This window comes from Sorangium sp. So ce726 (assembly GCF_051521405.1).
Taxonomy (GTDB): Bacteria; Myxococcota_A; Polyangia; order Polyangiales; family Polyangiaceae; genus Sorangium.
On sequence record NZ_CP150349.1, the window covers coordinates 6,508,650 to 6,533,259 of the forward strand.

Genomic DNA, 24,610 nt, shown 5'->3' on the forward strand with positions numbered 1-24,610 from the left:
CACTCGAACGACGGCCCCGACGGGCGGCGCCGGGCCGCGCCGGGCCGCGCCGGGCGGACGACCCGGGGGGCATTGTCGCTCGGGGGTCACTCGCACGCCGTGCAACCGTACGCGACGCTGCGCAGCGCCACGCAACGCCCCCCGCGCAGAGCGAGACGCGCGTTCGTCGCCGTGGCGCCCTTTGTACGCCCCCCCGGGTGGGATACCATAGTCGACCCACTGTGTTCTTCGAGCAGCTCGAGCTCCCCCTCGGAGGGCTCTATCCCCAGACCGAACCCACGCGCATCCCACGGACCCGGCGCGTCTTCGTCAACCGCAACCTCAAGCTGGCGGGGATCGACTGGGTCGGCTTCGACATGGACTACACCCTGGCGATCTACAACCAGACCGAGATGGACAACCTCTCGATCCAGGGGACCGTCACGAAGCTCGCCGCGCGAGGCTACCCCGAGGAGCTCCTGCGGCGCCTCCGCTACCCGATCCACTTCCCGATCCGCGGCTTGCTGATCGACAAGCGCTTCGGCCACGTGCTCAAGATGGACCGGTTCAAGGTGGTCCAGCGCGGGTACCACGGCCTCCGGGAGCTCACGAAGGACGAGCTCCGGTCGCTCTACCAGCACCGCAAGATCCGGCCGAACACCGCCCGCTACCACTGGATCGACACGCTCTACGCGCTGAGCGAGGCCACGCTCTACGCCGGCATCGTCGACGCCCTCGAGGAGCGCGGCGTCGCGCTCGACTACGCGCGGCTGTTCACCGACATCCGCGAGTGCATCGACGAGGCGCACCGGGACGGCACCATCCTCGACGTCGTCCTGTCCGACCTGCCGCGCTTCGTCGAGCGCGACCCGAACCTGGCGCAGACGCTCCACAAGTTCCGCTCGGCGGGCAAGAAGCTCTTCTTGCTCACGAACTCGCGCTGGCCGTTCACCGAGAAGATGATGACGTACCTGCTCGGGGACGCGATGCCGGAGTACCCGAGCTTCCGGCACTACTTCGACGTCATCGTCGTCGCCGCGCAGAAGCCGGCGTTCTTCCAGGAGCGCCGCCCGCTCCTCATCCGCGACGGCGCCGAGCCCCGCCCCGCCACGGCCCCGCTCGAGCGCGGCGCCATCTACGAGGGCGGCAACCTCCACGACTTCGAGAAGTTCCTGAACATCTCCGGCGACCGGGTCCTCTACGTCGGCGATCACATCTACGGCGACATCCTCCGCTCCAAGAAGGAGAGCGCGTGGCGCACGGCGATGATCATCCAGGAGATGGAGGCGGAGGTCGCCGCCCACGAGTCGTGCCGCCGCGAGCACCTGGAGAGCGCCCTGCTCGAGGGGCGCCGCGAGGAGCTCGAGGACCAGCTGCGCTTCTACCAGCAGCGCTACAAGGACCTCACCCGCAAGATCGAAGAGGAGCAGCAGAAGAGGAACGGCGCGGCCAACGGGGGCGGAGCGCCGCTGCTCGCGGAGGCGAACGGCGAGCACGTCCAGATCGACTACGCGACGCCGTTCTACGAGGCCGAGCGGGGCCGCACCAAGCGCGCGGTCGAGCGCATCCGCGGCCAGCTCCGGGCCGTCGACGTGGAGGTCGGCAAGCTGGAGCGCGAGATCGCCCGCCGCTTCCACCCCTACTGGGGCTCGCTGCTCAAGGAGGCGAACGAGACGTCCAGCTTCGGCGATCAGGTCGAGGAGTACGCCTGCATCTACACGTCCCGCGTCTCGAACCTGCTCGCCTACTCGCCGCTGCAGTACTATCGGAGCCCGCGCGACCTGATGCCGCACGAGCTCTGATCGCCGAGGCCTCCGCGCCGGTGCGCGGGCGCCGCATGAGGAGATCGCCATGAGCATCGCCCGCCCCCGCCCGCTGTTCGTCGCGCTCGTCGCCCCCGCCCTCTTCCTCGCCGGCGCCGCCGGCTGCGGCAAGCGGGCCTGCTTTCACTGGTCCGAGCTCGAAGGGGCGTGCCCGTCGAGCGACGAGGCGCGCGTGTTCTTCGAGAACCCTGGCTGCGTGAGCTCCATCGAGTCCATCGACAGCGAGGCGGATTTCGACGGCGAGCTCTGCTGCTACGACGTCACCACGGTCGACATCGGCGACGAGGAATGCACGACGGTGGGGCCCATGTCCGGCAGCGCCGGCGGCGGACGCCCCCCCATCCCCAAGTAGCCTGGGGGCGCAGCGCGCGGCCTGCGTGCGCGCCTGCGCCGCGTTACTTGCAGCAGCGGAAGCCGGTCGAATAGTCGTGGTACCCGCGCGAGTGCGCGGTGGTCTTGTACTCGCAGCCGTCGCCGTGCTTGGCGCTGTCGAGGTAGTAGCCGCCGCGGAAGGTCCCGCGCGGCGCGCTCGTCCACTCGTGCAGGTTGCCCACCATGTCGTGGACGCCGAAGCTGCTCTTGCAGCGGCGGAACGCGCCCGAGGGCGCCAGCGTGCCCGGGAGCTGGTTCAGGCGGGCGTCGTTCATGTTGGCCCACGTGAACGCCGATTGTGGGGCCTCGCCCCCCTGGCCGAAGTAGCGGTTGAACGACGAGACGCCGGTATCGTTGCAGGCGCCACGCTCCCGCTCGCGCCCGTAAGGGAACACCGTGGCGCGCTTGCCCCTGCACGCGGTGACCCACTCGTCGTCCGTGCAGAGCCGCTTTCCGGCGTTCTGGCAGGCCGCCTCGGCCTGATCCCGGCTGATGTACGCCTGCGGCTTCACGCCGCGCCGGCTCACCGCCTTCACCTTCAGCGTGCCGACCGGCTCGAACGGCGAGTGGCGGCGCTTTCCGCCGCCGGAGAGCAGCTCGACGGTGCTCGCCTCGAAGCGATCGATGCAGAACGTCCCACGCACCGAGGCCATTCCCGCGGGGCACGCGGCGCGCGCGGCGGCCGCCGTCCGGGGGCTCGGTAGCCCGAGGACCGCGAGGCCGAGCGCCGCGACGCCCGCGGCGAAGACCGGCGAGCGCGCGAGCGACAGGACGGGCCGGCGCGCGAGGGGGTGAGGCGGGAGAGGCGGTCGCATCGCGGAGAGGCTCAGGCCCGGGGCGAGCTCCTGGCCATAGCCGATCCCCGGCGCGGTGGGCAAATCGCCGCAGCTGGCGGAGGCGGGCCCGGACGCGCGCGCGCTGCTGGCGCTGGACGAGCGGGCGATTTCGGTCACGCTGGCGCTCCCATGACAGCCACCGCCCCGCCCGCCGCGGGCGCCACGGCCGCGGGCTCGCCCGTCGACCTCCCCGCGCCCGCGGGCTCGCCCGGCGCTCTTCCCACGGCCCTGCTCCGCAGCTCCCCCGCCGACTTCGTCGTCGAGGAGCTCCCCGCCTACGCGCCGAGCGGCCGCGGCGAGCACGTGTTCGTGACCTTCCGCAAGACGGGGCGCACCACGCTCGACGCGGTCCGGGCCATCGCGCTCGCGCTCGGGGCCGACCCGGGCAGCGCCGGCTTCGCGGGCATGAAGGACCGGCACGCGATCACAACGCAGACCGCATCGTTCCAGCTCCCCCTCGCGCAGGATCCAGCGCCCCTGCTCGAGAAGGCCGAGCTGCCCGGCATCGAAGTCCTGGCGGTCGCCCGGCACGACAACAAGCTCAAGCCGGGGCACCTCCTCGGCAACCGGTTCCGGATCACGCTCCGGGGCATCGATCCCGCGGCGCTCCCGCTCGCCGAGCGCCTCCTCGCCGAGATCGGCCGCGCCGGCGTGCCGAACGCGTTCGGGCCCCAGCGGTTCGGGAGGAACGGCGACAACCCCGAGCGCGCGCTCGCGTGGATCGCGGGCCGGGAGCGCGGGCCCCGCGACAAGCGGGAGCAACGGCTGCTCTTCTCGGCGCTCCAGTCGCTCTGGTTCAACGAGGTGCTCGCGCGCCGCGAGGCGGACGGCACCTGGAGCGCCGTGCTCCCCGGCGATCTCGCCAAGAAGCACGACAGCGGCGGGCTGTTCCTCGTGCCGCTCGAGGGCCCCGAGCTCGCGGACGCCGAGGCGCGCGCCGCCGCGCTCGCGATCTCGGCGACGGGCCCGATGTTCGGCCGGAAGATGCGCTGGCCCGAGGGCGCCCCGGGCGCGCTGGAGCGCGAGGTGCTCACGGCGGCGATCGGCGACCCACGCAGGCTCGACGCGTTTGCCCACGCCGGAGAAGGCACGCGGCGCCCGCTGCGCCTGGAGGTGGACGGCCTCGAGGTGTCCGCCGTGGAGGCGGCCGCCGGGGAGGCGCCGGTGTGCGCCACCACGCCAGGAGCTGCGGACAATCCGGATGTACGGCACGGAATCGTCGTCTCGTTTGTGCTACCGAAGGGCGGCTACGCGACGACCGTCCTTGGGCGAGTCTTCCGGCTCGTCGACGCCTCCGCCCCCCGGCCCTCCATCGGCAGGCCGGGGGCGGCGAGCGCCCCTCCTCCGGAGGAGGACGAAGTCGAGGAAGGGCAGCCCGCCGTCGATCCGTAGATCGTCTTCGAAGCGCGGCTCCCACCCACCCCCATCGGAAAGGCACCAAGGAACAAGATGAACCTCGTCGAGTGGCTGCAGCGCATCATGGTCGGATTCGGGGCCGCCTGGGTCATGTGGTTGATGATCGCCCTCAGCGTCGTCTCGGTCGCCATCATCCTGGAGCGCGCCTGGTTCTTCTGGTCGCTCCGCGACGATCTCACCGTCCTCGCGCGGGATCTCAAGACGTCCCTCGACGACTCGATCGAGGCGGCGCGGCGGCGGATGGACGCCTCGCCCTCGGCCGAGGCGGCGGTCGTCGTGGCCGGCCTCGCGGTGGCGCACCAGGGGCCCGAGGCGGCCGAGGAGGCGATGGCCGGCGCATCGGCGCTCCAGCGCATGAAGCTGGAGCGGCGCCTCGCCTACCTGGGCACGCTCGGCAACAACGCGCCGTTCATCGGGCTGTTCGGCACCGTCATCGGCGTCGTCGGCGCCTTCGATGCGCTCGGGCAGGCGGCGAAGACGCCCGTGGCGCAGGCCACGTCGCAGGCCATGGCGCCGCAGGCGGTCATGTCGAGCATCGCCGAGGCGCTCGTCGCGACCGCGGTCGGCCTCGCGGTCGCCATCCCGGCGGTCGCCGCGAACAACTTCTTCCAGCGCATGATCAAGTCGACGCTCGCCAACACCGAGGCGCTGACGCGCGTCCTGCTCGCGCACCTCAAGATCGATCCGGCGTTCGCCGGGGCCGCGCCCGCCGCCGCCGTCGAGCAGCCGCGCGGCAAGGCCGCGAGGGCCTCGCGGCAGGAGGATCACAAGAAGGGCGGCGCGGGCGAGGAGGAGCGCTGATGGCCGCCACGAGCCGCAACGACGATGACGAGATGATCAGCGGCATCAACGTCACGCCGCTCGTCGACATCACCCTCGTCCTCCTCATCATCTTCATGGTGACGGCGAAGATCATCGTCTCGCAGTCGCTCCCCCTCGACCTGCCGAAGGCGGCGCAGGGGCAGGAGGTGCAGCTCATCTTCGGGCTCGAGCTGCACGCGAACGGCGACACGCTCGCCGACGGCAAGAAGCTCGCGAGCGAGGACGCCATCCTGCCGATCGCGCGCGAGGCCCAGGCGAAGAACCCGGAGCTCCGCGCCGTGATCCGCGCCGACACGACGGTCCCGCACGGCCGGGTGATCCGCGCGCTCGATCTGCTGAAGCAGGCCGGCGTCTCCAAGATCGCGTTCGGCGTGACGCCGATCGCGCCCGAGCCCGGCGCGGCTCCCGGTGCGGCGGCGGGTGCCCCTGCCGCCCCTGCCCCGGCAGCCCCCGCGCCGGCAACCCCGAGCCCCGCGCCGTGAGCGCGCCGAGCGAGACCTTATGAGCCAGGTGACGAGCGATCGCGCCGCGGGGGCGGTCCACGATGGGCGCCGCCGAGGCAGGCGCGACGGCGCTGAGCCCGGGGGAGCCCTCGATCCCTCGACCGCCCTCGCCTCGCCGGCGCCGGGCCGCGCCGTCGATCGGCGGCGCGGCGCGGATCCGCTCGCCGCGGTGCTCGCCCTCGGCGGCCGCGCGTCGCGCGTGGGCGCCTTTCTCGGGGTCACGCTGGCGGTCACGAGCCACGGCGCGGCCTCGGCCCGGGCCATCGTCTCGGGGTCGCTGCGCGACATGCGGCACGTGGTCGAGGAGATGCGCACCGGCATCCACGACTACCTCTGGGCGATCTACGAGGTCGACATCCCACCGCCGCCGAAGGTCGAGGAGCCCAAGCCACCGGAGCCGGAGCCGCCTCCGCCCGCGCCTGAGCCCGAGCCCGTCCCCAAGGTCGCGCCGCCTCCCCAGGCGAACACCCCGCCCAAGGACGACCCGTACGAGCCACCGCCCGCCGCCGCCGAGGCCGCGAAGGTCCTGACGAAGGAGCCGGATCCAGACGAGGTCCTCGACATGACCGATCGCGGGATCGCGAGCGGCGAGGGGCAGGGCGTCGGCTACGGCCAGGTGGCCGGCGCGGGCACGGCGAAGACCCCCACGTTCAACCCGAACGCCAAGGTCGGAGGCGTCGTCGGCGGCAAGGGCACGGGCGACCCCGTCCCGCCCCCGCCCCCCGCAGGGCCGGACCGCTCCGCACCGCCCGGGCTGATCGGCAGCAGCAACTGGAACTGTCCTTTCCCTCCGGAGGCCGACGTCGACCAGATCGACCAGGCGAAGGTCGTCCTCATGGTCACTGTGCGCCCCGACGGCAGCCCGCTCTCGGTGAAGGTCGTCAGTGATCCCGGACACGGCTTCGGTCGCTCCGCGCGCATGTGCGCGCTCGGCCGTCGCTACAACCCCGGCAAAGATCGCTCGGGCGCTTCGATTGCCGCCACGACGCCGCCCATCACGGTGACGTTCACGCGCTAGCTCCCCGCGAGCTCCCTTTAAATTCGCTCCGCGCCCTTCGCCTCGGTTATCCTCGTCGGCGGCTTGTGATCGTCCCCGAACGGATCGAGCAGCTCTCGAAGGTCCCTCTCTTCAAGGGCCTCACCCCGGCCGCGCTGGAGCTCATCTCGCGCGTCGCGAGCGAAGAGACGCACGCCCTCGGCACCAAGATCTTTCAGCACGGGGATCCGGGCGACAAGCTCTACATCCTGCTCGAAGGCAAGGTGCGCATCAGCCGCGAGATCGCCGGCATCGGCGAGGAAGCGCTCGCGGTGCTCGGCCCGGGCGCCGTGTTCGGCGAGATGGCGCTGCTTGACGAGGCCCCCCGCTCCGCCGACGCGCGCGTCCACGAGCGCTGCCGGTTGCTCACCGTGTCGAAGGACGCGTTCGAGGACCTGCTCTTCCTGCACAAGGAGCTCGCGTACGAGGTCCTCTGGAACGTCGTCCGGATGCTCGTCCAGCGGCTCCGCGAGACGAACAACAAGCTCACGTTCCTCTCCGTCTCAGGCAAATTCGAGTAGAGTGCCGGCCAGATCGCCCGGCGACCGTGGGAGCGCGCCTGCGCGGCGCGGCCTGCCGCACGGAGGGCGGCGTTCGGCTCGAACTCAACGTTCCTTGGAGGACTATGGCAGCCAGAATGAAGCACGCAGCGCTCGCCCTCGCGCTCTGGATGGGCGCCTTCGCAGGAGCCTGTGGCTCCAGCACGCCGCCGCCCGAGACGGCGGCCGACAAGAACGACTTCGACGGCGAGTCGAGCCCGGACCAGGGCAAGGCGACCGCCGACGCCGAGGGCGCGAAGCCCGCGAAGCCGGAGAAGGCCGAGGAGGCGCACGAGCACGAGGAGGAGCACGAGGCTCCCGCCAAGTCGACGCCGCTCCAGGCGACCAAGTTCGAGGCGGATCTGAAGAAGATCGGGATCAACCTCAAGAAGATCCCCGAACTCGAGAAGCTCCCGGCGGGGCAGAAGAAGAAGGTGATGCCGCTGCTCCAGAAGGCGCTCGGCTACGACACCTGCGAGGGCTGCCACGTCGAGGGCGACTTCAAGAAAGAGACGCGGGACATGAAGATCGCCCGCGAGATGTGGCGCAACTTCGTGGTGCCGCTCCGCAGCGAGAGCGGCGGAACCCTCTTCTGCGACAGCTGCCACGCCGGGAACGAGCACGTCCTGAACCGCAAGGACAAGAAGGCCCTGCAGGCGTTCATGGAGGAGGAGTACGAGCACAAGCTTTCTCGGGCGAACAAGGAGGACATGGAGTGCGGCACGTGTCACGGCGACGCCATGGAGACCAAGATCATCGAGAAACTCTGGAACATCCCGAAATGACGGGAGCCGCCTGAACGACGCGCAAGGCGCTCGTCCAGCAGCGGGGCACGACGGAATCCGGCGAAACCTCGTCGCCATGCTCGTCGGACGTTCGTTAGCCGACTTACCTTTCAGCAGGAGCGGCCTCGAGGCCTGCCTGCGCTCCGATCTCGCACCAGCGTCCACTTCCAGCCTGCGCCGGCGCTCGGCCGCCTCATCATTGACGACAGATCGCCATGACGGTGGGTCATGCACCGTTTTCGTACTAGATAGGCGGCATGTGCGGTGTGTTCGGAATCTTTGGCCACCCCGAGGCGGCCAACATGGCCTACCTCGGTTTGCACGCGCTCCAGCATCGAGGGCAGGAATCGGCGGGTATCGTCAGCAGCGACGGGGAGCGCCTCTTCGGTCACCGCGCCATGGGGCGGGTGCAGTCCGGCTTCTCTCCGACCGATCTCTCGACGCTGCCCGGCGATCGCGCCATCGGCCACGTCCGCTACTCCACCGCGGGCGGCTCGCACCTGAAGAACGCGCAGCCGCTCGGGGTCGACTACGCGCGCGGCTCGCTGGCGGTCGCGCACAACGGCAACCTCACGAACCATGAGGCCCTGCGTGATCGGCTCGAGGCGCGCGGCTCGATCTACCAGACCGCGAGCGACACCGAGTCGATCGTCCACCTCATCGCGATGAGCAAGAAGGAAGAGCTGCGCGATCGCATCGCGGAGGCGCTCATGCAGGTGGAGGGCGCGTACTCGCTGCTCTTCCTGACGGAGCGCGAGCTCATCGCCGTGCGCGATCCGCGCGCGATCCGGCCGCTCTGCCTGGGCGAGATGGCGAGCGGGAGCGGCGTCGCCCACGTGGTCGCGAGCGAGTCGACGGCGTTCGACCTCATCGGCGCGCGCAAGGTGCGCGACATCGCGCCGGGCGAGATGCTGATCATCAGCGCCGACGGCGTGCGCTCCGAGTTCCCCTTCGCGCAGGAGCAGCGCAAGCTCTGCATCTTCGAGCACGTCTACTTCGCCCGGCCCGACTCGACCATCCAGGGCGTGAGCGTCTACGAGGTCCGCAAGGCGTTCGGCCGGCGCCTCGCCGCCGAGCAGCCGATCGAGCCCGGAGACGATCTCGTCGTGATCCCCGTGCCCGACTCGGGCGTGCCGGCGGCGATCGGCTTCGCCGACCGCGCGCGCGCCCCCTTCGAGATGGGGCTCATCCGCAGCCACTACGTCGGCCGCACGTTCATCGAGCCGCAGCAGTCGATCCGGCACTTCGGCGTCCGGCTCAAGCTCAACCCGAACCGGGCGGTGATCGAGGGCAAGCGGGTCGTCGTCATCGACGACTCGATCGTCCGCGGGACGACGAGCCGGAAGATCGTCAAGATGATCCGCGACGCCGGCGCGCGCGAGGTGCACGTCCGCATCTCGAGCCCGCCCACGCGCTGGCCCTGCTACTACGGCATCGACACGCCGACGCGGTCGGAGCTCATCGCCTCGAGCCACTCGGTGGACGAGATCGCCAGCTACCTGACGGCCGACAGCGTCGGGTACCTGTCGCTGGAGGGCCTCGTCGAGAGCGTGCGCTCTCTCGAGGTGCGCGCCGCGGACGCCGCGGGCGCGCGGCCGTCGGCGGAGAGCTACTGCCACGCGTGCTTCTCCGGGAGCTACCCGATCGCCTTCACGCCGGCCGCGCCGAACCGGCAGCTACGGATGGTGAGCGGTTGACGCTGCCCCGCTCCGGCGCCGAGGGTCCTCCGATGACCGAGGGCACCGCCGATCGCGAGCGCGCGGATCGCGCCGCCGCCTCGGCGCCGCTCTTCGCCCGCGTCGCCGACGAGGTCTCGATCTTCGAGGTGAGCCCGCGGGACGGGCTCCAGAACGAGGCGGCGATGATCCCGATCGAGGGCAAGCGGCGGCTCATCGCGGCGCTCGTCGGCGCCGGTCTCCGCAGGATCGAGATCACGAGCTTCGTCTCTCCGAAGTGGGTCCCGCAGCTCGCCGACGCCGAGGAGCTCGCGCGGACGCTCCCGGCCGAGCGGGGCGTGACCTTCAGCGCCCTGTGCCCGAACGCGCGCGGCCTCGAGCGCGCGCTCGCGGTGGGCCTGCGCGAGATCGCCGTCTTCCTGAGCGCGAGCGAGGCGCACAACCGCGCCAACATCAACAAGTCGATCGACGACACGCTCTCGGTGTTCTCAGAGATCGTCCCTCCGGCGCGCGAGGCGGGCCTCGCCGTGCGCGCCTACGTCTCGACCGTGTGGGGCTGCCCGTACGAGGGCGACGTCGACCCTGCCCGGGTCGTGCGCATCGCGGAGCGGCTCATCGACCTCGGCTGCTACCAGGTCTCCCTCGGCGACACGATCGGCATCGGCACCCCGCGGCAGACGCACGACATCGTCCGCCGCTTCCTCGACGCGATGCCGCCCGAGCGGTTCGCGCTGCACCTGCACGACACGCGCGGCACGGCGCTCGCGAACATCCTGGTCGGCCTGGAGCTCGGGGTGCGCGACTTCGACGCGTCGGTGGCGGGCGTCGGCGGCTGTCCCTACGCGCCGGGCGCGGCGGGCAACATGGCGACGGAGGACCTCGTGTTCATGCTCCACGGGATGGGCGTCCGGACCGGCGTCGATCTCGACAAGCTGATCGAGGCGGGGAACGTCGCCGAGCAGGTCATCGGCCGCCCGCTCCCGGGCAAGGTCCACCGCGCCGGCCCGTTCCGGCTGCGCCGCCAGCCGACCCGGGACTGAGCGGGGACCAGCGCGGCGTCGAGCGACGCGCCGCGCCCGGCCCGCGAGGCCGCCGTCAGTCGCCCGCGATGCACCCGAGGCGCGTGAAGAAGACGTGGTGCTCGCCGCCCTCGCGATCGTCGCGGAAGAGGATGCCCACGTCGCCCTCCGGCCCGAACGTCGCGACCGGGCTGATGCTGTCGCGGGGCGCGAAGGTGAGCCGCTGCTCCGCGCTGATCGGCACGAGATCCGGGTTGACCGTGACCGCGTAGAGCTCGTAGCCGTCGTTCTGATCGCGGTCGTCCGAGTAGATCGCGAGCAGCCGATCGCCGAGCGGGCGCAGGAACGGGTACCTGGAGTGGAAGGGCCCAGGGTCCGAGATGGGCGTGGGCGGCGTGAGGAGCTGGCCGTCCTCCGAGACCGCCGCCGCATAGATGGCCTTGAGGCTCGCCGACTTGTCAAACCACGCGATGACGTAGCGATCGCGGTTCCAGACCACCGTCGGATAGACCGCGTCGGTCTCGCCGGTCGTCAGCGTGACGACCTCCGAGCGCGGATCGAGCTCGGCGGTGAACGTCCGGAACTGGATGAAGTGCGTGGCCGCGTCGCCCGTGGACCACGCGACCCCGATGCCGCCCTGGCCGGCCGCGGCGGAGGGCGCCTCGTTGCCAAAGCCGTTCGACGACTCCGTGAGCTGGACGTTCTCGCCGATCAGGTTGCCGTCGATGTCGATGCGCTGCGCGAACAGATCGAAGAGGCCGTTGCGCTCGTCCTGCCAGACGGGGATGAACTCCGCGTCGTTCCAGGTGAGCGTCACGTTGACGGAGAAGCCAGGCGCCTTCGAGAGCCGCCGATCGCCCCCCTCCACCTTCTGGCCGGCCTCGTCGAGCAGGGAGAAGTACACCTCGTAGTCGCCGTCGCGCCGGTCCTGCCAGGCGGCGCCGTACCGATCGCCGACCCACACGATCGGCCCGCCGGAGGCGTCGCCGTTCTTCGGCGTGATGACCTCCTCGCCCGGCGCGAGCGGCTGCCCGTCGACGCTGATCATCGAGCGGTACACGTTGAAGCCCTGCGTGGTCCCGGTGTAGAGCGACGCGTACGACGTCCCGCTCCAGGCGAGCCCGCCAGAGCCGGCCGGCGCGATATCGCCCGAGATGCGGGTCGCGTCGGTGTCGAGCGGCACGAAGCGGGCCCCGTTGTCGACGGTGCCGTCGCAGTCGTTGTCGACGCCATCGCAGATCTCGATCCCCCCAGGGAAGGCCGCGGCGCTCGCGTCGTCGCAGTCGTCGCCGCACGCGAGCGGCTCGCCAGGGATCGTGCCGGGCAGCGCCGCGCGGAAGCCGTCGCCGTCGATGTCGAGCGTCGACGGCCCGTAGATGCACGCTCCGGTCGCGCTCTCGCACGTGTCCTTGGTGCAGGGATCGCTGTCGTCGCAATCCACCGGCTCCAGCGCGACGCACTCCCCGCCGCGCCGCGGGGCCGCGCCCTCGGGCGAGGGCGCCGCGCCGCCGTCGGGCTGCTCCGCCTCGAAGAGCTGGCAGAACACAGGCTTGCAGAGATCCTTGATGCCGGGGCAGTCGGCGTCCACCTCGCACTCCGGCGCGGGCGGCGGGATGTTCAGCCCGGTCCGCGCCCCGCACCCCCCTGAGAGCGACCCGCCGCCAAGAACCGTCCCGAGCAGGGCCGCCGCCAGCGCCGCCTTCCGGCGCGCGCGCCGACCCAGGGCGTACGTCGTCACAGACATCCGCCCATCCCCGCGACGTCGATCGGCTCGCACACGAACCCTGGATCACAGTTGTCGTCGCCGCTGAGCGCGCAGAGCTCGACGCACTGGGTGCCCGAGCCGGTCACCACGCAGGCGAACCCGGCGCCGCACTGGCTGCCGCCGCTGCACGGATCGCCCTGTCGGCCTGGACCGGACGGCGCGCAGTACGCGCCGTAAATCTCCTGCCCGCACGGCTCGTCCGGATACTGCACGTAGATGAAGCACCCCTCTCCCGGGGCGCAAAAGCCGCTCGACTGATCGTACGGATCGCACGCGAAATCGGTGATCGGCGGCTCGGTGTCAGGACAGCCGGGGTCTTCGTACTCTTCGAGCGGATCCTTCCCGGGGTCCGAGCCGCCCCCCCCGCCGGTCGGAACGGGCGGAGCGCCGGCTTCGCCGCCGGCCCCGCCGTCTGCGGACGGATCGTCCACGATGACTGTCTGGCCGCAACCGACAGCGAGACCGAGCCCAGGGAGCGGTACGCAGAGGAGTGTCAGGAGGAGCGAGGAGCACCGTCGCATGTCGCCATGCTATCGATTCCTCGCGCGCCCGCCATGCATTTGGCAGAGATGGCAGAGTCCTGACGCCACGACGAGCGGTGGATCGTTTCCCCCAGGCTGCAATCCCACTTGCCTGTTGGCCGGCGCTCTGATGTATCTCTCAACAATGCACACGCGCAACCTGCTCACCATCGCACTCCTCGCAGCTCCCCCTCTGGCGCTCGCCCCCCTCATGGCGTGCGGCGGTGACGACGAGACGGGAGGCGGTGGAGCGAGCTCCTCCAGCACCACCTCGAGCAGCTCCGGCGAAGGCGGCGGCGGCGGTGAGGCCGGCGGCGGCGGGGAAGGCGGCGAAGGCGGCGCTGGCGGTGCTGGCGGCGGAGACGGCGGTGGCGGCGGCGTGGTCCCCGGTGAGCCCGCCGGCCACCTGCTGATCTCGGAGCTCGCCGTCAAACCCGGAGCGGCCGAGTTCATCGAGATCTGGAACCCGACCGATACCGAGATCGACCTCACCAACTACTACCTTTCGGACAACAGCGTTTATTATGCCATCACCACGGGTACCGCGTGGGCGCCGACCGGCAGCACAGGGACGGACTTCCTCGTCCAGTTCCCCCCCGGGACCATGATCGCGGCGGGCGGACGCCTCGTGCTGGCGAGCGATGAGGGCTTCGAGCTCGAATTCCAGCGGTGCGCCGACTTCGCCCTGGACGAGTCGCCCATCCCCTGCGAGGGGGAGGACGTGCCGCCCATGATCGCGCCCACGAACGGCGCCCTCGGGGCGCAATCCGGCGCGCTGCTCACCGACGGCGGAGAGATGGTGATCCTCTTCGAGTGGGACGGCACGGAGCGCAGCCCGGTCAAGGACGTCGATTACGTCATCTGGGGCCAGGAGCTGGGCAACTCGGCGATGGCGTACAAGACGGGCAAGACCGGTTATGCCGATGACACCGCGCGCAGCAGCCAGCGGCCGGCCGCAGCCGCCGATAGCGGAGCGAGCATGGTCCGCTGTAGCGATCTCGAGTTCGGCGAGCTCTTGACCGAGGGCAACGGCCTCACCGGGCACGACGAGACGAGCGAGTGGCTCGACATCAGCTTCACCGTGGCGTCCACGCCGACGCCCGGCGAAGAGAACGACTGCCCGTGAGCGCGCCCGCTCCGAGCTCGGCTCCTCGCGCGGGGGCCCGGGCTCGGCGCGGGGCGCCTCGACACGATCACTGCCGGGTGATCGTCACCTTCTTGATGACCGGCGGGGTGACGGGGCGTTCGCCCTTGACCTCGACGCCGGCCAGCTTGTGGACCAGCTCCTCGGGCCCGCACTCACCGAAGATGGTGTAGCCGTTGTCGAGGTGGAACGCCGCCGCGTCGGTGATGAAGAACTGCGCGGAGTTCGTGTTCTTGCCGCGGTTCGCCATGCACAGGAGCCCTGCGCGATCGTGGCTGCCGTCCTCCCAGACCTCGTCGGGGATGACGTAACCGGCCTCGCCGGTGCCGTTCTTCTTCGCGTCGCCGCCCTGGATCATGAATCCCTTGATGATGCGGTGGAAGATGGTCCCGTCGTAAGCGGGCTTCTTCTCCCATGTCCCCTCCGGCGTCTTCCAGGGCCTGATCCCTCGCGCCAGGCCGACGAAATTGGCGACGGTGATCGGCGCCTTGTCGTCCAGCAGCTTGCAGGACAGCGTGCCCAGATCGGTCTCGATCGACGCGGTCAACGCCTTGCCCGGCGGGAGCCCCTTGGTGGCGTCGTCGAGCGTCCACTTGCCCTTGACCGGGTCGTCCTCGCTGGGCTTGACCTCGGCGACCGGCTTCGCGGTGACCTTGCGCTTCTGCGGCTGAGGGCGCTCCTTCTCTGCCGTCTCCGCCTTGCCTCCAGCCAGCCCCGTCGACGCAGGCGTGGTCTTCGGCTTCGGCGCCTCTTCGGCCGTGGGCTCCGGGGTCTTCGAACATCCCGCGAGGGCCGAGAGCGTGGCGAGGGTGGCGATGGACTGAATGGCGAGGGTTCGAGCGTTCATCGTGCGACGATTTCCCGCGTTGCGGTCCAGCGGTCAAGGACGAGCGTCGCCGTGGTAGGAAGCGGCATGAGCTCGCGCTGCGCCCTCGCGACCCGTCCGTTCACGTCCACCACGTCCGCCTCGCTCGCCATCCCCGCCGCGCTCGGCTCGCTCGTTCCCGCCCTGGGCGCGCTGCTGTTCGGGATCGCCCTTGGCGCGTGCGAGCGCCGCGTCGACGAGCCGCTCCCGCTCACGCCCAGCAGCAACGTGGGCGACGTTGCGCCGCCCTCCTCGACCGGGACGCCACCCGCCTCGACCGGGACGCCGCCCGCCTCGACGGGGGAGCGGGACGCCGGCCGCTGCATCCAGCCGACGCCGTCGACGCCGGAACGGCCGTCCCCGAAGCTCACCGGCCCGGATCCGGCGTGCCCCGACGACCCGACCGGCCCGTTCCAGCTCGCGACCGGCAAGGTGACCTTCCTCGAGGCCAAGGCCCCCGATGTCACCGTCGAGATCGCCAGGAGAGAGCAAGAGCGCATGCGCGGCCTCATGTACAGGACGAGCATGGGGGAGAACCGCGGGATGATCTTCGTCTTCCAGCAGCGGAACAATCACTCGTTCTGGATGCACAACACGTGCATCCCGCTCGACATGCTGTTCATCGACAGCGACGGTACGATCGTCGGTATCGAGGAGAACACCCCGACGCTCACCGACTCGACCTTCGACGTCGGATGTCCGTCGACGTACGTCCTCGAGCTGAACGCCGGCTGGGCGCGGCGCCACGGCGTCGTCGCGGGCCAGAAGGTGCGGATCGAGGGGATCTGACGCCCGCCCGAGCGGCGGCTCCTCGGCCGGAGCGTCGATCTATATCCCCGTGAACAGACCGAGCTGGCGCGGGGGAGCCGGCGGCCCGAGCGATGAGCGCGCCGCGCCGGGCGGAAGGGCCGGCGGCGCCGCCGTGTCGAGGACGAGCGGCCCCCGAGGCGGCGCGGCGACGAGGCGCGTGCGCCGGCCGGCGAGCGCGTCACGGGCGGCGTCGAGCGCGAGATCCGGGCGGTTGTTGACCTCGGAGAGGTGCATCAGCGCGACCGTGTGCGTGCCGCCGGGCAGCGCCGCGAGCAGCTCGCACGCCTGCGCGTTCGACAGGTGGCCCCGCGCCGAGCGGATCCTGCGCTTGAGGTGCGGCGGGTACGGGCCGGCGTCGAGCAGCTCCGCGTCGTAGTTCGACTCGAGCATCACCACATCGCAGCCGGCGACGTGCTCCAGGAGCCCCGGAGGGACCTCGCCGAGATCCGTCACGAGCGCGGCCCGCCGCGCGCCGTCGTCGACGACGAGCGCGACCTGCGCCGCGTCGTGCGGCAGCGGCCTCGGCGAGAAGGTGAGCGCGCCAACCGCGAACGGCTCGCGCGACGAGAAGCCCCGGACGCGCTCTGGATCGCCGAGCTCCGCCGCGCGCGCGGTCGCCTCCGAGGCGTAGATCGGGATCTTGTGCTTCTTGTTGTACCTGGCGGCCACGCCGACATGGTCGGCGTGCGCGTGGGTGATGACGATCGCGTCGGGCAGCAGCCTGCCGTCCGCGCCGCCCGCGGCCGCCGCCGAGAGGCACTGCTCGAGCACCCTGGGCCCGACGCCCGCGTCCACGAGGACCCGCGTGCCGCGGGAAGCAAACAGCGTGGCGTTGCCTCCGCTCCCGCTCGCGATGATGGTGATCTTCATACCGGGCTCCGGGGACCGGACTACAGGCGGCTCTGTGACCCGTAGCGCAGGCGAGGGCTCGGCTGCAAGCGCGCTGAGCCGCGCGAAGCGCTCGCGACGGCGCTCGAACGACGCTACAGGGATTCCACTTCGTGGCGCCCTCCCCTCGCCCCTCCTCTGCCTCTTCCCCCGACACCGACGCGGAGGTGCCGCTCGCCGCGCCGCGCGCCATCGGTGAGAGCGACGGTGCGCCGCGTGCCCCTGGCGAGAACGGCGCGCCGCATGCCCCTGGCGAGAACGGCGCGCCGCATGCCCCTGGCGAGAACGGCGCGCCGCATGCCCCTGGCGAGAACGGCGGCGCGCCGCAAGGCGCGCGCGGCAAACGGCGCCGCCGCGCCCTGATCGCGGCGCTCGTGGTCGTCGCCGTCGTCGCGGCCGCCGTCGCCGCGCTCGTCGTGCTCGGTCCGCCCGCGCTCCGCCGGCGCATCGTCGCCGAGGCCCGTGCGCGCGGCGTTGCGCTCGATCCTGGCGTGGTCGACGTCGATCTCCGCTCTATCCGCCTGCGCGACGGCCGCTTCTCTCTCCTCGGGGTGCGCGGGATCTCGGGCAAGGTCGCGCGCGCCACCATCGAGCTGCGCGGGCTCTCGCCTGCGCGGATCGCGACAGAAGGCGTCGAGCTCACCCTCGTGGGGACCGACGCCCTCGAGGATCTGCCGGCGTGGGTCGCGCAGTACGGCCCGCGCGCGGCGGCGCTGCCGCTCACCACGGGCCGCGTCCGCCTGGGTCTCCGGGATCGCGAAGGCGGACCGGAGGTGCTCGTGCTGGCCGACGGCGCCCTCGAGCGGCGCACGGCCGCGCCGGTCGAGGGCGCCGCCGCGCCGCCCGGCGCGCCGCGGCCGGAGATCGGCACCCTGAAGCAGGCTCGGGTGCTCGTCGCCGGCAAGGAGATCGCGCGCACCGACATCGCCTGGTCCATCGGCGCAGCGTCGATCTCCCTGGGCTTCGGCGGCGAGGACCTCGTCTCCGCGCCGCTCAGGGCCGAGCTCCGGCCGCGCCCCTCGCCGAGCGCCTCGATCGAGCTCACGCCGACGCCGCTCTCCGCCGTGGGCGCGCTCCTCGGCGTCGACGTCGGCGCCTCGACGATGGTCGTCGCCGGAACGCTCGAGCTGCGGCTCGCGGACGGGGCGGACCGGGCCGCCCTGTCCACGGCGCCGCTCGAAGGGCCGATCGCGCTCACGGTGAAGGGCTTCACCCTGCCCCACCCCAAGGAGCTCGACGGGCTCCTCTTCGGCAACACCACGACCGTCAAGGCGGACGCGAGCCTCTCTGCGGACCGCCAGCGCGTCGCGCTGAGCGGCGTGGAGGTCGCCGCCGGCGCGCTGAAGCTCAAAGGAACGGGCACCGTCGAGCGCAACGGCGCGGACGCCGCGATCGCGATGGATCTATCTGGATCCATCCCATGCTCGCTCCTGGCCGGCTCTGCCGCGATGTCGCACCTGACCGGCGCCGTGGGGCTGCTCGCGCGCGACCTGGTGAGCCGCGCGCTCGCGGGCTCGGTGGCGGTCCAGGTCCGCGTCGACGCGCGCGCGAGCCGGCTGACCGCCGCGCGTGTCACGCCGAGCGCGATCCTCCGCTGTAAGCTCCGCTTCTAGCGCGTCGCTCAGCCGCGCCAGGTCCCGCGACCGGGAACCCAGAACCCGAATCCCGGGAGGAGAGATCGGTACGGCACCAATGAAGCGAACAAGCCGTGAAATATTCTCTTCCTGGCGTTCAAGGTACCCCCGTCACGGCTCGACGCTTGATATGCTTTTTCCCGGCGCTGTCGCTTCCGAGCACCGCTGTCGCGCGTTGCCGTCCCCTGCGGGTGGACTCCGTCCGAGCGCTGCGAGGATCGATGAGGGAGAAGGCGGAGGACGAAGGTCGATGTCGAGGACGATCTGACGCCATGAACCACGGTGCAGAGCACGGGAAGCGCGGCGTACGCTCGACGCGCGACCGCCGCTCTGACACGTTGTTCGATGAGGAGCCCGCAATGCGCTCTGGAGCTCTCCCCCTCGCCGCTCGGCTCACCTCGCTGCTAGGGCTCGTGGCCCTCTTCAGCGCTGCTTGCAACGGCGGTCTCGGCGCCGCCATGGACGACGCCCCAGGCGGCGGGGGCGCGGCGGCGGTGTCGTCCTCGTCGTCCTCGTCGGTCTCCGTGACATCGGGCGGAGGCAGCGGCGCGGGAGACGGCGGGGGCCCCGGAGAAGGCGGCGTCGGGGGAGGCAGCGGCGGAACCGACGAGCAGGACTTCCCCCTCGACACGACGCCCCCTGCGCCCTGCCCGCCCGACATGGCGGAGGTCGAAGGATACTGCATCGATCGCTTCGAGGCGCCGAACGTGGAAGGCGCCCTGCCGCTCGTCATGGAGAGCGCCATCTCGGCGCGCGCCTGGTGCGAGGAGCGCGGAAAGCGCCTCTGCACCGAGGACGAGTGGGACACGGCGTGCCAGGGCCCCGAGGCGTTCGTCTATCCGTACGGGAACACCCACGAAGCGGAGCGCTGCAACGACAACAAGACGTGGAGAGCGCCCGACGAGGGCGCGCTCAGCTCCTGGCCTTCCGACGAGGCGCTGGCCGAGGTCCTGGCGCTGTACCAGGCCGAGCCGAGCGGCTCGCGACCCGGGTGCGCGAGCGCGTTCGGCGTCCACGACATGGCGGGGAACGTCGAGGAGTGGGTGGTGCGCACCCAATACCACGTCAACGAGTATCCTCACGTCCTCAAGGGCTGTTACTGGTCCGGCTGCTTCGGCGGCGCGAAGCCGCGGTGCGGCTCCACGAACCCGGCGCACGGGGACGGGTTCCGCTATTACGAGACCGGCTTCCGGTGCTGTCGCGACACCGAGTGAGCGACCCGGCGGCGACGCTCCGACCCACACCGCAGCGGATCGAGGGCGCGGCGCGCTGCAGACGTTCGGCGCGACCGCAGGCGGCGCGCTACAGACGCGCGACCGCAGGCGGCGCGCCGCGGGTGACGGACGCGATCCCGCGCCGCGGCCTCGCGACAGGCGTCCTGAACGAACCGCTTCCCCTCGGTTCGGCCGCACGCTAGGGCACCGTGAACGGTGCTGACCTTACCGAGAGAGCCTCGCCCCAGCCTTGACCATGTGAAGGACGCGATCGCGGCGTTCGCGCTCAAGGGCCGCGGGCGCGCCCGCCCGGACGATCTCGACGCGCGCGACCCGGCGTTCATCGCCCGGGTGCTCCCGCTGCTCGGCTTCCTCTACGACGACTACTTCCGCTGCGAGACCGAGATCGAAGAGCAGCTGCCCGACGGCCCCTTCCTCGCCGTGAGCAACCACAACGCGATGACGGGAATGCCCGATATGTACTGCCACATGACGGCGTTCTGGCGCCTTTATGGGCCCTCGCGGCTGTCCTACGGGCTGATGCACGATCTCCCGTTCAACGTCCCGAAGGCCGGCGCCTGGCTCAACGCCTGCGGCGCCATCGCCGCGAGCCCGGAGAACGGGCGGCGAGCGCTCGCCCGCGGCGCGGCGGTCCTGGTCTTCCCCGGCGGCGATCTCGACGCGTGCAAGCCCACCTCGGCGCAGTACACGATCCGATTCGGCCGGCGCCGCGGCTTCGTCCGGCTCGCCATCCGCGAGGGCGTGCCGATCGTGCCGATCGTGAGCGTGGGCGCGCACCAATCCCTCTACATCGCCACGGATGGGAGCAGGCTGGCCAGGTGGCTCCGCCTCCCCGAGCTCGCGCGCTCGAACGTCGCGCCGCTCGGCCTCGCCTTGCCGTGGGGGCTCATCGCCGGCATCCCGATCCCCCATGTGCCCCTGCCGGTGAAGATCCACACGAGGGTGCTCCGCCCGCTGCACCTCGGGCTCCCGAGAGAGGCCGCGAGCGACCCGGACGAGGTCGAGCGCGCATTCGCGCGGATCGTCGCGCGTATGGAGACCGGGCTGGACGAGCTCCGCGCGGCGGGCAGGCACGGTCTCTTCCCGCGTGGTTGATGGGCCGCGTGGTTGATGGGCCGCGCGGTTGATGGGCCGCGTGGTTGATGGGCCGCGCGGTTGATGGGCCGCGCGGTTGATGGGCCGCGTGGTTGATGGGCCGCGCGGTTGATGGGCCGCGTGGTTGATGGGCCGCGTGGTTGACGGGCGAACCGCAGGAGAATGGCGGCGAGGTGGCGTGCGGCGACGTGCGGTGACGTCCGGAGCGCGCCCATGGCCCGAGCGGGCAGCGCGCGACGCTCCAAAACCAGCGGGCGCGCGACAAAGGGCGCTGGGCGTCGCGCGGCGCTCGGAAAACCGAGTCCGTTCATGTAGGCTTGAACGCCAGCCGTGACCCCCGATCGCACCGCGCAGCTCCTCGCACCGCTGGCCCAGCCGGGAGAGCTCATCGCAGCCAAGTACCGCGTCGAGCGGGTCGTGGCCATCGGCGGAATGGGCGTCGTGCTGGCGGCGCGCAACGAGGATCTCGACCAGAAGGTCGCCATCAAGATCCTGCGCCAGGACGCCCTCGCGAACCAGGAGGCCGTCGCGCGCTTCCTGCGGGAGGCGCGGACGGCGGCGCGCCTGTCGGGCGAGCACGTCGCGCGCGTGTTCGACGTCGGCACCACCGAGACCGGCGTGCCCTTCATGGTGATGGAGTTCCTGACCGGGCTCGATCTCCAGCAGGTCATCGATACCCACGGTCCGCTGTCCATCCAGGACGCTGTCGACTACGTACTGCAGGCCCTCGAGGCCGTGGCCGAGGCGCACGCGGCGGGCGTCGTCCACCGGGACATCAAGCCTTCGAATCTGTTCCTCGCCGAGCACGCGGACGGCACACGGCACATCAAGGTCCTCGATTTCGGCATCTCGAAGGGGCAAGGCCTCGACTCGCCCGCGGAGCCGGGGCTCACGTCGACGAAGCAGGTGATGGGCTCGCCCGGGTACATGTCGCCCGAGCAGATGATGGCGCCGAGGACCGTCGATGGGCGCGCCGACGTCTGGTCGTTCGGTGTGCTGCTCTACACGCTGGTGACGGGCGAGCCGCCATTCCAGGGCGAGACGGTCGCCGCGGTGATGGCGAACATCCTGCACCAGCCGGTGCCGCGGCTGCGCGACAAGCGCAGCGACGCGCCCGCCACGCTGGAGCGGATCGTCTCGCGGTGCCTGGAGCGCGACGTGAGCGAGCGGTACGGCAACGTCGGCAAGCTCGCGCAGGCCCTCGAGCCGCTCGGGTCGAGCTTCGCGAAGCTCTCGACCTCGCGCATCCAGAGCGCGATCGGCGCGGCGTCGCCGGCCGGCCAGACGTTGCTCAACTCGCGGGCGGCCGAGGACAGCGACAGGCTGTCCGGCGCGTCATGGTCGCACACGAGCAACCGGCGCCGCTCGCGGCGCAGGCTGCTCGTCGCCGCTGGCGTGGCCGTGTTGCTGACCAGCGCGGCCGGAGCGGGCGTATGGCTGGTCGCGAGCGTGCGCGTGGCGTCGCAAGCGCCGAGCGCCGCCGTGTCACACCCGCCCGAGCGCGCCGCGGTCGACGCGCTCGGGCCCGAGTCGCCCGCAGCAGCGCCGGGCGCTCCGGCCGCGACCGCCAGCGCCACGGCCGAGGCGTCGAGCCCGGCGGCGCCGCCGGTTCCTGCGCCGAGCGCGGCCCCCACGGGCAGCGCTGCAGCCGACGCGCGCCCGAAGGCGACCGCCTCCGGAGCGCCGCTCAAGCCGGGGCACCCGCCGAGACCGCCGAGGTCGATCAGCGAGGACGAGATGCTGAGGAGCCGCCATTGAGATCGTTACGAGCGCGACACGCGGGCGCATGGCTCGCGCTGCTCTGTGGGACCAGCCTGACCTCACCGCTCCTGGCGCAGCCGACCGCGGCAGACAAGGCGCTCGCCGAGGGGCTGTTCCAGGACGGCAAGAGGCTCATGGACGAGGGCAAGCTCCAGGAGGCCTGTCCGAAGCTCGCGGAGAGCCAGCGCGTGGATCCCACGGTCGGGACGCTGCTGAACCTGGCGGTCTGCCACGAGAAGGAGGGCAAGACGGCCAGCGCATGGGCCGAGTTCACGGAAGCCACCTCGCTCGCGACGGGCGCCGGGCAGCAGGATCGCGCCCAGTTCGCGGCCAAGCGCGCGTCCGAGCTGGAGGCCAGGCTGACGCGCCTCGTCCTGGACGCGACGCAGGCGATGCAGGCGGCTCCTGCGATGATGATCACGCTGAACGGCAAGGAGCTGAGCGCCGCCGCAGCCACGGGCTCGGGCATCCCCGTGGATCCGGGCACAGCGACGATCGAGGCCAAGGCGCCGGGCAAGCAGCCCTGGTCGCAGCGGGTGACGCTCGACCCCGGGCCCAGCACGACGCGGGTGACCATTCCGACGCTCGCCGACGGCGCGGTTCAGGAGGCGAAGGCGGCTCCCCCTGCCCCGCCGCGCCCGCCGTCTGCCCGTCCGGAGGCCGCGAAGTCCGAGGCGACCGGCAACCCGATGCGCACGCTCGGCTTCGTCGCTGGCGGCGTCGGGATCGCCGGGATCGGCGTGGGGGCGGTGTTCGGGGTGATGACGATACAGAAAGCCGGGGATGTCGAGGAGGGGTGCAGCGGCAGCTTCCGCTGCAGCCGCGCGGACGTCGAGGCGAACGAGAGCGCCCGGACGACCGCGATGGTCTCCAACATCGCGCTCGGCGCCGGGCTGGTGTGCCTCGGGGCCGGCGTCGCGATGGTGCTGATGTCCCCTCGTTCGCCGGAGCAGGCTGCCACGGTCGACCGCGTGTGGGTCGCGCCCAGCGTCGCATCGGACGGGGGGCGCGTGGTGCTCGGAGGCCAGTGGTGATGCGAAGCTCGAAGTGCTCTGCCGTGACGCTGGCGCTCGCCGCGCTCGCGCTGGGCCTCAACGGCTGCGCGGAGATCGCGGGGCTCGAGGATCGCCAGGTGATCCCGCTGCTCGTGATCGCCCAGAACCAGGCAGAACCTCGCGCCATCGCGCTCGACGAGGAGGCGATCTACTGGACCAACGGGCGGAGTGACGGGGCGCAGGGCAGCTCCACGGGCGGCGCGCTCCGGAGGCAGATCAAGGATGATTGGGAGGTCGTCGATCTGCTCGCGCCTTCCAGCGAGGTGCCCGATGCGATCGCGCTGGACGCGACGCACATCTACTGGTCGAGCACCGACGCCGCCTTCGAAGGCGAATGCGTCAGCGCCGACGGGGATGAGCGAGACAAGCTGTGGAAGCTACCGAAAGCAGCGCCGGTTCCCGCGGCTGGCGGAGAAGTGCTGTGGGGCAGCTGCGGCGCCGCAGAGGCGATCGCGCTGAGCGCCGACAACGTCTACAGCGCTCGGCCGAACGCCGACCGCATCACCTGGGTGCCCAAGCGAGGCGGCACTCGAAGGGACCTGACGGCGGCGGGCGGCAAGCCGCGCGGCGTCGCGACCGACGGCCCCCTCGTCTACTGGACTGATCTGGCGGAGAACACGCTCTCCGTCATCGACACGAGCAGCGATGCGCTCGAGGAGGAGCTCCTCTCGAACCTCACAGATCCGGGACTGCTCGTGTTGGATGAAGCCAACCTCTACTGGCTCACCGGAGACAACGTCATGCGGTATTCGCGGAGCGGAGCGGACGGAGACGTCGCGGTGCGCCTCCTCAAGGATGGACTACCGAGCCCTCCTACCGGGATCGCGACCTATGGGGACTACCTTTACATCACGGTCAAGGAGGCAGAGAGCGTCTACCGGCTCCGCAAGGACGGCGCCGCCGGCGCTCCGGAGGTGATCGCGACGAATCAAGGTGGCCCGGCAGGCATCGCCGCGGACGGGACGGGCGTCTACTGGACGAACACCGGTTCGGGAGAGATCGTCCGCTTCAACGACGAGTGACGCGCAGCC

The 24,610-nt window shown here is 71.5% G+C and carries 23 protein-coding genes; 18 read left to right on the plus strand and 5 right to left on the minus strand.

Annotated features, from left to right (window positions below; translation table 11 throughout):
• Positions 1-221 precede the first annotated feature (221 nt).
• Together WME79_RS24205 and WME79_RS24210 are read left to right on the plus strand one after the other, a co-directional pair.
• Positions 222-1,781 carry an HAD-IG family 5'-nucleotidase gene (locus tag WME79_RS24205; protein WP_437539411.1) on the plus strand — a complete coding sequence of 520 codons (1,560 nt, stop codon included), beginning with the start codon at positions 222-224 and terminating at the stop codon, positions 1,779-1,781.
• A gap of 49 nt (positions 1,782-1,830) precedes the next feature.
• Positions 1,831-2,154, plus strand: coding sequence for a hypothetical protein (locus WME79_RS24210; protein ID WP_437539413.1), 324 nt, complete (start codon positions 1,831-1,833; stop codon positions 2,152-2,154).
• 43 nt (positions 2,155-2,197) lie between these two features.
• Here WME79_RS24210 and WME79_RS24215 read toward each other — a convergent pair whose 3' ends face one another.
• Positions 2,198-3,127: a formylglycine-generating enzyme family protein gene (locus tag WME79_RS24215; RefSeq protein ID WP_437539415.1), complete on the minus strand. Its 930-nt coding sequence runs from the start codon at positions 3,125-3,127 to the stop codon at positions 2,198-2,200.
• Positions 3,128-3,139: 12 nt separating this feature from the next.
• Between WME79_RS24215 and truD the strand changes: the two genes are divergently transcribed.
• The 8 genes from truD (at position 3,140) to WME79_RS24255 (ending at position 10,827) form a co-directional block, all read left to right on the plus strand.
• Entirely contained in the window at positions 3,140-4,402 is a 1,263-nt protein-coding gene (gene truD / locus WME79_RS24220; RefSeq protein ID WP_437539417.1) for a tRNA pseudouridine(13) synthase TruD, read from the plus strand.
• A 57-nt stretch (positions 4,403-4,459) separates the two neighbouring features.
• On the plus strand, positions 4,460-5,227 hold the full coding sequence (locus WME79_RS24225; RefSeq protein ID WP_437539418.1) for a MotA/TolQ/ExbB proton channel family protein: 768 nt from the start codon (positions 4,460-4,462) through the stop codon (positions 5,225-5,227).
• A complete protein-coding gene (locus WME79_RS24230; RefSeq protein WP_437539420.1) occupies positions 5,227-5,730 on the plus strand; it encodes an ExbD/TolR family protein in 504 nt (167 codons plus the stop codon). The genes WME79_RS24225 and WME79_RS24230 overlap by 1 nt, the downstream gene beginning before the upstream one ends.
• 19 nt (positions 5,731-5,749) lie before the next feature.
• Positions 5,750-6,769: an energy transducer TonB gene (locus WME79_RS24235; RefSeq protein ID WP_437539422.1), complete on the plus strand. Its 1,020-nt coding sequence runs from the start codon at positions 5,750-5,752 to the stop codon at positions 6,767-6,769.
• 65 nt (positions 6,770-6,834) lie between these two features.
• Entirely contained in the window at positions 6,835-7,308 is a 474-nt protein-coding gene (locus tag WME79_RS24240) for a cyclic nucleotide-binding domain-containing protein (protein WP_012236950.1), read from the plus strand.
• A gap of 116 nt (positions 7,309-7,424) precedes the next feature.
• Positions 7,425-8,111, plus strand: a complete 687-nt coding sequence (locus WME79_RS24245; RefSeq protein WP_437539424.1) for a hypothetical protein — start codon at positions 7,425-7,427, stop codon at positions 8,109-8,111.
• Between the two features lie 257 nt (positions 8,112-8,368).
• Entirely contained in the window at positions 8,369-9,808 is a 1,440-nt protein-coding gene (gene purF / locus WME79_RS24250) for an amidophosphoribosyltransferase (protein WP_437539426.1), read from the plus strand.
• A gap of 32 nt (positions 9,809-9,840) precedes the next feature.
• Positions 9,841-10,827, plus strand: a complete 987-nt coding sequence (locus WME79_RS24255) for a hydroxymethylglutaryl-CoA lyase (RefSeq protein WP_437539428.1) — start codon at positions 9,841-9,843, stop codon at positions 10,825-10,827.
• 55 nt (positions 10,828-10,882) lie between these two features.
• Here the strand turns inward: WME79_RS24255 and WME79_RS24260 are convergent, their stop codons facing one another.
• Positions 10,883-12,550 (minus strand): putative metal-binding motif-containing protein, encoded by a 1,668-nt coding sequence (locus WME79_RS24260; RefSeq protein WP_437539429.1) that lies wholly within the window; start codon positions 12,548-12,550, stop codon positions 10,883-10,885.
• Entirely contained in the window at positions 12,541-13,092 is a 552-nt protein-coding gene (locus tag WME79_RS24265) for a hypothetical protein (protein ID WP_437539431.1), read from the minus strand. Before WME79_RS24265 ends, WME79_RS24260 begins: the two co-directional genes overlap by 10 nt.
• A 145-nt stretch (positions 13,093-13,237) precedes the next feature.
• On the opposite strand from WME79_RS24265, the gene WME79_RS24270 reads away from it, so the two are divergent.
• Positions 13,238-14,218, plus strand: a complete 981-nt coding sequence (locus WME79_RS24270; protein WP_437539433.1) for a lamin tail domain-containing protein — start codon at positions 13,238-13,240, stop codon at positions 14,216-14,218.
• 67 nt (positions 14,219-14,285) lie between these two features.
• On the opposite strand, the gene WME79_RS24275 is transcribed toward WME79_RS24270, so the two are convergent.
• A complete protein-coding gene (locus WME79_RS24275) occupies positions 14,286-15,083 on the minus strand; it encodes a peptidylprolyl isomerase (RefSeq protein WP_437539435.1) in 798 nt (265 codons plus the stop codon).
• Between the two features lie 66 nt (positions 15,084-15,149).
• Between WME79_RS24275 and WME79_RS24280 the strand changes: the two genes are divergently transcribed.
• Entirely contained in the window at positions 15,150-15,890 is a 741-nt protein-coding gene (locus WME79_RS24280; RefSeq protein WP_437539436.1) for a DUF192 domain-containing protein, read from the plus strand.
• A gap of 39 nt (positions 15,891-15,929) precedes the next feature.
• Here WME79_RS24280 and WME79_RS24285 read toward each other — a convergent pair whose 3' ends face one another.
• Positions 15,930-16,781 carry an MBL fold metallo-hydrolase gene (locus WME79_RS24285; RefSeq protein ID WP_437539438.1) on the minus strand — a complete coding sequence of 284 codons (852 nt, stop codon included), beginning with the start codon at positions 16,779-16,781 and terminating at the stop codon, positions 15,930-15,932.
• A 131-nt stretch (positions 16,782-16,912) separates the two neighbouring features.
• Here WME79_RS24285 and WME79_RS24290 point away from each other — a divergent pair, with 131 nt between their 5' ends.
• From WME79_RS24290 to WME79_RS24315, 6 genes are all read left to right on the plus strand, one after another.
• A complete protein-coding gene (locus WME79_RS24290) occupies positions 16,913-18,412 on the plus strand; it encodes a collagen-like triple helix repeat-containing protein (RefSeq protein ID WP_437539440.1) in 1,500 nt (499 codons plus the stop codon).
• A gap of 380 nt (positions 18,413-18,792) precedes the next feature.
• Positions 18,793-19,647, plus strand: coding sequence for a formylglycine-generating enzyme family protein (locus tag WME79_RS24295; protein ID WP_437539442.1), 855 nt, complete (start codon positions 18,793-18,795; stop codon positions 19,645-19,647).
• Positions 19,648-19,905: 258 nt separating this feature from the next.
• Positions 19,906-20,763, plus strand: a complete 858-nt coding sequence (locus tag WME79_RS24300; RefSeq protein ID WP_437539444.1) for a 1-acyl-sn-glycerol-3-phosphate acyltransferase — start codon at positions 19,906-19,908, stop codon at positions 20,761-20,763.
• Between the two features lie 330 nt (positions 20,764-21,093).
• On the plus strand, positions 21,094-22,521 hold the full coding sequence (locus tag WME79_RS24305) for a serine/threonine-protein kinase (protein ID WP_437539446.1): 1,428 nt from the start codon (positions 21,094-21,096) through the stop codon (positions 22,519-22,521).
• Entirely contained in the window at positions 22,518-23,558 is a 1,041-nt protein-coding gene (locus WME79_RS24310) for a hypothetical protein (RefSeq protein ID WP_437539448.1), read from the plus strand. Before WME79_RS24305 ends, WME79_RS24310 begins: the two co-directional genes overlap by 4 nt.
• The gene (locus WME79_RS24315; RefSeq protein WP_437539449.1) at positions 23,558-24,601 is read left to right on the plus strand and encodes a hypothetical protein; all 1,044 of its coding nucleotides are present in this window, start codon (positions 23,558-23,560) and stop codon (positions 24,599-24,601) included. The genes WME79_RS24310 and WME79_RS24315 overlap by 1 nt, the downstream gene beginning before the upstream one ends.
• The last annotated feature ends 9 nt before the right edge of the window (positions 24,602-24,610 follow it).

Coding starts and splice junctions, on each gene's coding strand:
- WME79_RS24210 (WP_437539413.1), top strand. CDS start 1,831: ATGAGCATCGCCCGCCCCCGCCCGCTGTTCGTCGCGCTCGTCGCCCCC.
- truD (WP_437539417.1), top strand. CDS start 3,140: ATGACAGCCACCGCCCCGCCCGCCGCGGGCGCCACGGCCGCGGGCTCG.
- WME79_RS24225 (WP_437539418.1), top strand. CDS start 4,460: ATGAACCTCGTCGAGTGGCTGCAGCGCATCATGGTCGGATTCGGGGCC.
- WME79_RS24230 (WP_437539420.1), top strand. CDS start 5,227: ATGGCCGCCACGAGCCGCAACGACGATGACGAGATGATCAGCGGCATC.
- WME79_RS24235 (WP_437539422.1), top strand. CDS start 5,750: ATGAGCCAGGTGACGAGCGATCGCGCCGCGGGGGCGGTCCACGATGGG.
- WME79_RS24245 (WP_437539424.1), top strand. CDS start 7,425: ATGAAGCACGCAGCGCTCGCCCTCGCGCTCTGGATGGGCGCCTTCGCA.
- purF (WP_437539426.1), top strand. CDS start 8,369: ATGTGCGGTGTGTTCGGAATCTTTGGCCACCCCGAGGCGGCCAACATG.
- WME79_RS24255 (WP_437539428.1), top strand. CDS start 9,841: ATGACCGAGGGCACCGCCGATCGCGAGCGCGCGGATCGCGCCGCCGCC.
- WME79_RS24260 (WP_437539429.1), bottom strand. CDS start 12,550: ATGTCTGTGACGACGTACGCCCTGGGTCGGCGCGCGCGCCGGAAGGCG.
- WME79_RS24265 (WP_437539431.1), bottom strand. CDS start 13,092: ATGCGACGGTGCTCCTCGCTCCTCCTGACACTCCTCTGCGTACCGCTC.
- WME79_RS24270 (WP_437539433.1), top strand. CDS start 13,238: ATGCACACGCGCAACCTGCTCACCATCGCACTCCTCGCAGCTCCCCCT.
- WME79_RS24275 (WP_437539435.1), bottom strand. CDS start 15,083: ATGAACGCTCGAACCCTCGCCATTCAGTCCATCGCCACCCTCGCCACG.
- WME79_RS24280 (WP_437539436.1), top strand. CDS start 15,150: ATGAGCTCGCGCTGCGCCCTCGCGACCCGTCCGTTCACGTCCACCACG.
- WME79_RS24285 (WP_437539438.1), bottom strand. CDS start 16,781: ATGAAGATCACCATCATCGCGAGCGGGAGCGGAGGCAACGCCACGCTG.
- WME79_RS24295 (WP_437539442.1), top strand. CDS start 18,793: ATGCGCTCTGGAGCTCTCCCCCTCGCCGCTCGGCTCACCTCGCTGCTA.
- WME79_RS24315 (WP_437539449.1), top strand. CDS start 23,558: ATGCGAAGCTCGAAGTGCTCTGCCGTGACGCTGGCGCTCGCCGCGCTC.